The sequence below is a fragment of the Thalassolituus sp. UBA2590 genome (assembly GCF_002339775.1).
Classification (GTDB): Bacteria; Pseudomonadota; Gammaproteobacteria; order Pseudomonadales; family Oceanobacteraceae; genus Thalassolituus.
The window spans coordinates 1-4,310 of sequence record NZ_DDKU01000102.1 but is presented as its reverse complement, the minus strand read 5'-3'; the positions used below and the strand labels follow the sequence as shown (position 1 = coordinate 4,310).

Sequence of the window (4,310 nt, the reverse complement as noted above, 5' to 3'; positions counted from 1 at the left end):
TTCATCTGCTCTTCAATCACCTGAGTCACAGAGTTCTCAACGGCTTTCGAAGACGCACCAGGATAGTTCGCAGTGATCTGAACTTCGGGTGGCGCCACCTGTGGATACTGCTCCACAGGCAGGTTGATGATCGACAGGGTACCCGCCAGCATCAGAATGATGGCGATTACCCAGGCGAAAATCGGGCGATCAATAAAGAAACGAGCCATAAATTATCAACCCTCAGCCGACGATTGTGCGGATGCTTTTTCAGCGTTGACGTCTACTGGCGTCACCGGTATCCCAGGGCCAATTTTCTGCAGGCCGTCGACAATTAGCTTATCTCCAGCCTTCAGACCAGACTTAATTAACCAGCTACCGCCCACGGCTTTCTCAGTTTTCACCGTGCGCTTCTCAACGATATTGTTCTCACCAATCACCAGCGCAGTGGCAGAACCGTTAGGCTGACGGGAAATGCCTTTCTGAGGAACGACAATGGCATTTTCACGCTCGCCCTGAGGCAGACGCGCACGAACAAACATGCCCGGCAGCAACGCACCATCAGGATTTGGAATCAAAGCGCGCAGAGCGACAGTACCTGTCTGTTCATCCACTGCGTATTCAGAAAACTGCAGAGTGCCTTTGTGTGGGTACACGGTACCGTCAGGGAGAGCCAGCTCGACGGTTGCCTGATCTTTACCGGTTGTGATCAGTTCGCCACTGGCCATCGCCGCACGCAGACTGCGTAGCTCTTCATAAGACTGAGTTAAGTCCACATAAATTGGGTCAAGCTGGCGGATCGTCACCAGCGCTGCTGCCTGATTCGCGGTGACCAGAGCACCTGCGGTCAGTGACGAACGACCGATACGACCGTTAATCGGCGCCTTGATCGTAGTGTATTCAACATTGATTCGAGCCGTATCCAGACGTGCCTGAGCTGCCGCCACCTGAGCTTCGGTGACAGCAAGGTTCGCGTTCGCATCCTCAAGCTCCTGCTGGCTTACTGCTTCAGACTTACTCAGTTTGTCGTAACGGCCATCAGTAAGCTTCGCCAGTTCCCGGTTCGCTTGCGCATTCGCCAGGTCGGCTTCAGCACTGGCCAGTGCTGCCTGGTAAAGCTTGTCGTCCAATTGATATAGAGGCTGACCCGCCTTTACCCGATCCCCTTCCTTGAACAGGCGCTCTTCAATAATGCCTGTTACCTGCGGACGAACTTCAGCAACCTGATAAGGCGTTGTCCGGCCCGGCAACTCGTTCACCAGGGTAAACGGCTGTGCAGTTACTTCCACATATCCAGCCTGAGGCGGCGGCATCTGCCCACCACCGGCGGCTTGTTGGCCAGACTGCTCACCACAGGCAGCCAGAATAAATGAAACCGTCAGCGCAGCTGCTGGTAAACGGAATGATGTACGCATGAGTAACCTCAGTCTGGTGGTACTTTAAAGGGCACAATATACATACATGCACGAATGTATGTATAGTGTGAAACAGTGAGTTGTCATTCGTAGTACAGTGAGCCCGCCATGCCCCGCCGCACCAAAGAAGAAGCCCAGCAGACCCGCGAGACCCTGATCGAAGCGGCTGAAGTTGTCTTCCACCGCAAAGGCGTCTCAGCATCCTCATTGAACGACATCGCGAAAGAAGCGGGTGTGACACGCGGAGCCGTCTACTGGCATTTCAAAAACAAACACGACATTTTCCAGGCCATCGTCGATCGTCTATTGGCTCCACTCGATGCCTTACACGACCAGATAGAAGACCCTTCGGAGCCTGATCCACTCAGCCGTTTCCGCGAGTTACTTGAATACCTTACTCTAGAAATCGCCCGTGATCCACGGCGCCGCCGCGGGTTTGAAATAGCATTTCTGAAATGCGAGCAGACCGAGGCCAATGCGGTGCTGAACGAGCGTCATCGCCAGAACTATCTGGATGGGTCAGAACGGATAAGAAAAGCTTTGGAAGCAGCCGTAAACAAAGGGCAGCTTCCGGCGGATCTGGACATTGAGCGCGGCGTTGCACACCTTCATATTCAGCTCACCGGAATTATCTACCTCTGGCTGGTACTGCCAGACGTAATCGATTTTAAGAAAGAAGCCCTCCACATGATCGACAGCTTCTTTTTGACGATTAAGCAGAATTTTGGCTCTCACTCCCAAGGCGACAATGAAAGCCAATAAGGGATTCAGGCCTTAGCCGCAGAAGCGCTCTTCAGGTACACCCAGGCAAAGAACACCATAAACACGGCGTCGTTCAAGCCATAGATGCTGTAGAAAATCCCCGCAAAGAGATCCTGTTCATACACCGCCTGCAAATTGTCTCTACTGAACCATGTCAGCCAGCAAACAACGTAGACCAGTTTTTCAACTGCAAAGGCTCCTGCGATCCAACGCAAATTGCCCGGCGTAAAAGCGGCCCCCAAATACGCCAGCCCCCAGACCATGATCATGATCAGACCGAAAGACGACATAACCACAGGGTCGGCTTCCATTAAGGCTGTATTCGTCAGGCCCTTTGAAAAAATAAGAACACCACTGATGTTAGCAATGGCAGCGGCGATAAAGCCTTGCTTAACCAACGAAGGATTCAACATTTAATTATTCCTGACGTTCCTTCAGTTTTTCTTGTGCGCGTTGCATCAATTTTATGCCCCACTCCTGACCAACCATCATGGATTCCTGCATGATCAGCGGCTGCACTTTGATCATTTTCTGACCTACATCTGACTGCAGAAACTTCAGCTGTGCATCGACATCCGCCTGAGTGAGGTGCTTCTGATAGATCGGGATCACCATATTTTCCAGCTCGTCGCCATCGACCTGGCTTGCAAATTCCTCCCATAAAGCCTCAGGTGCATCCGGCACCATACGCTTCATGGAAGGTATCATCTGCTCCATCATCTGCGTGGCCATATTACCCGCGCCGGTTACCTGAAGAAGCTCTTTAACGCTCTCACTGCTGGGGGCCTCTGCCCACGAAGTCGCAGAAATAATGAACATCAGGCCCGTGAGAAAAGTTAACTTAATTGGTTTCATGCGATAGTCCTTCAACAAATGAAGGCCTATGCTAATCCCATTGCGGAGCAAAGTCAGGGTCAATTTTACGGTCGCCCCGATCAAGCTTGCCGATTGCGATCATGTCTTCAGCATCAAGCTGTAAACCGTGACTGTTGAAGTTATCTTTCAGGTGATCTTTATTGGTCGATGCAGGAATGGTCATCAAACCGTTCTGTAACTGCCATGAAATAGCAACGTTTGCAGGGCTGACGCCATGCTTGTCAGCAATACGTACGATCTCAGGGTCAGAGAGAACCTCACCCACGTAGAATGGGTTATAGCCCGTGACCTTAATATCATTAGAAGCACAGAATGCGCGCAAATCATGGTTCTGAAGATACGGTTGTACTTCCACCTGATTCACATACAACTCGCCTGCCGGAAGAATACGCAGTGCATCTTTTAGCTGAGCGATAGTAAAGTTTGATACACCGATGTGCTTTGTCAGCCCCTGCTGCTTCGCTTTTAAAAGCTCGCTTAGGTACTCATCCATTGGTGCATTATCTTCTGGCGATGGCCAGTGAATCAGTAAAAGATCCACGTAATCCACAGACAGCTTTTCAAGGCTTTCCTTCACACTGGGTATAAATCCGGTCCGGTTCAGATGACTGTTCCAGACCTTAGTCGTCAGAAAGAACTCGTCACGCTCTAATTCAAAATCAGCGAGTGCGGAACCCACTTCAGATTCGTTATCGTAAATCTGAGCGGTGTCGATGTGGCGGAACCCCACATCAAGAGCGTCAGTAACTGCCTGATACGCGGTTTCGCCCTTCAGACGAAAAGTGCCCAACCCCAGAGAAGGAATATTTTTCATTACGCTACCTCATTATTAAAAACACAATAAGTCCGATAACGGAGAGGCTCCTAAGTTCGCAACATCTGTAAATGAGGCATAAAAAAAACCGGCCCTCGTGAGGCCGGTTTTAATTGCTCCCCGGTAAGGTCGCAATGTTCCTAAATTCATAGTGAAGAGCGTGAGCTTCGACAGATTGTATAAATCGACTACTGAGGGCAGTTCAGTCACGGCGCTGGTTTCGATGCTCTGCAATCTGTTCGATGATTGAACGAGGCGTGAGCTTCGACGTGTAGTTCACCTACACGAGAAACCAGCAACAAAGAATGAACAACCTCAGGCAGCAATGAAATCGACGACTGAGGCAGGCTGATCAAGGCGTATTGAGCGACGCTTAGTTCACCTAAGCGAGCGAGATACAACAAAGAGCAGCCAACTTCAGTGGGCGATTTTTACATCATGCCGCCCATACCGCCCATTCCACC

At 50.7% G+C, this 4,310-nt stretch carries 6 protein-coding genes; 1 reads left to right on the top strand and 5 read right to left on the bottom strand.

All coding sequences use genetic code 11. The features are described 5' to 3' along the window. Together B2067_RS09200 and B2067_RS09195 are read right to left on the bottom strand one after the other, a co-directional pair. A partial coding sequence (locus B2067_RS09200; protein ID WP_301388221.1) for an efflux RND transporter permease subunit occupies window positions 1-209 on the bottom strand: 209 nt, incomplete at its 3' end. Window positions 210-215: 6 nt separating this feature from the next. Next, window positions 216-1,394, bottom strand: coding sequence for an efflux RND transporter periplasmic adaptor subunit (locus B2067_RS09195; RefSeq protein ID WP_301388219.1), 1,179 nt, complete (start codon window positions 1,392-1,394; stop codon window positions 216-218). 108 nt (window positions 1,395-1,502) lie between these two features. Between B2067_RS09195 and B2067_RS09190 the strand changes: the two genes are divergently transcribed. Continuing rightward, window positions 1,503-2,156, top strand: a complete 654-nt coding sequence (locus tag B2067_RS09190; RefSeq protein ID WP_301388217.1) for a TetR family transcriptional regulator — start codon at window positions 1,503-1,505, stop codon at window positions 2,154-2,156. A 5-nt stretch (window positions 2,157-2,161) separates the two neighbouring features. Here the strand turns inward: B2067_RS09190 and B2067_RS09185 are convergent, their stop codons facing one another. The 3 genes from B2067_RS09185 to dkgB are packed head-to-tail and all read right to left on the bottom strand — an operon-like array spanning window position 2,162 to window position 3,846. After that, window positions 2,162-2,569: a hypothetical protein gene (locus B2067_RS09185; RefSeq protein ID WP_297534015.1), complete on the bottom strand. Its 408-nt coding sequence runs from the start codon at window positions 2,567-2,569 to the stop codon at window positions 2,162-2,164. Between the two features lie 4 nt (window positions 2,570-2,573). Beyond that, the gene (locus B2067_RS09180) at window positions 2,574-3,011 is read right to left on the bottom strand and encodes a DUF2059 domain-containing protein (protein WP_301388215.1); all 438 of its coding nucleotides are present in this window, start codon (window positions 3,009-3,011) and stop codon (window positions 2,574-2,576) included. Window positions 3,012-3,042: 31 nt separating this feature from the next. Next, window positions 3,043-3,846 (bottom strand): 2,5-didehydrogluconate reductase DkgB, encoded by an 804-nt coding sequence (dkgB, locus tag B2067_RS09175; RefSeq protein ID WP_301388213.1) that lies wholly within the window; start codon window positions 3,844-3,846, stop codon window positions 3,043-3,045. Window positions 3,847-4,310: the final 464 nt, after the last annotated feature.

Excerpts from the sequence above, each read along its gene's own strand:
- dkgB (WP_301388213.1), bottom strand. The coding sequence starts at position 3,846 with ATGAAAAATATTCCTTCTCTGGGGTTGGGCACTTTTCGTCTGAAGGGC.
- B2067_RS09180 (WP_301388215.1), bottom strand. The coding sequence starts at position 3,011 with ATGAAACCAATTAAGTTAACTTTTCTCACGGGCCTGATGTTCATTATT.
- B2067_RS09190 (WP_301388217.1), top strand. The coding sequence starts at position 1,503 with ATGCCCCGCCGCACCAAAGAAGAAGCCCAGCAGACCCGCGAGACCCTG.
- B2067_RS09185 (WP_297534015.1), bottom strand. The coding sequence starts at position 2,569 with ATGTTGAATCCTTCGTTGGTTAAGCAAGGCTTTATCGCCGCTGCCATT.
- B2067_RS09195 (WP_301388219.1), bottom strand. The coding sequence starts at position 1,394 with ATGCGTACATCATTCCGTTTACCAGCAGCTGCGCTGACGGTTTCATTT.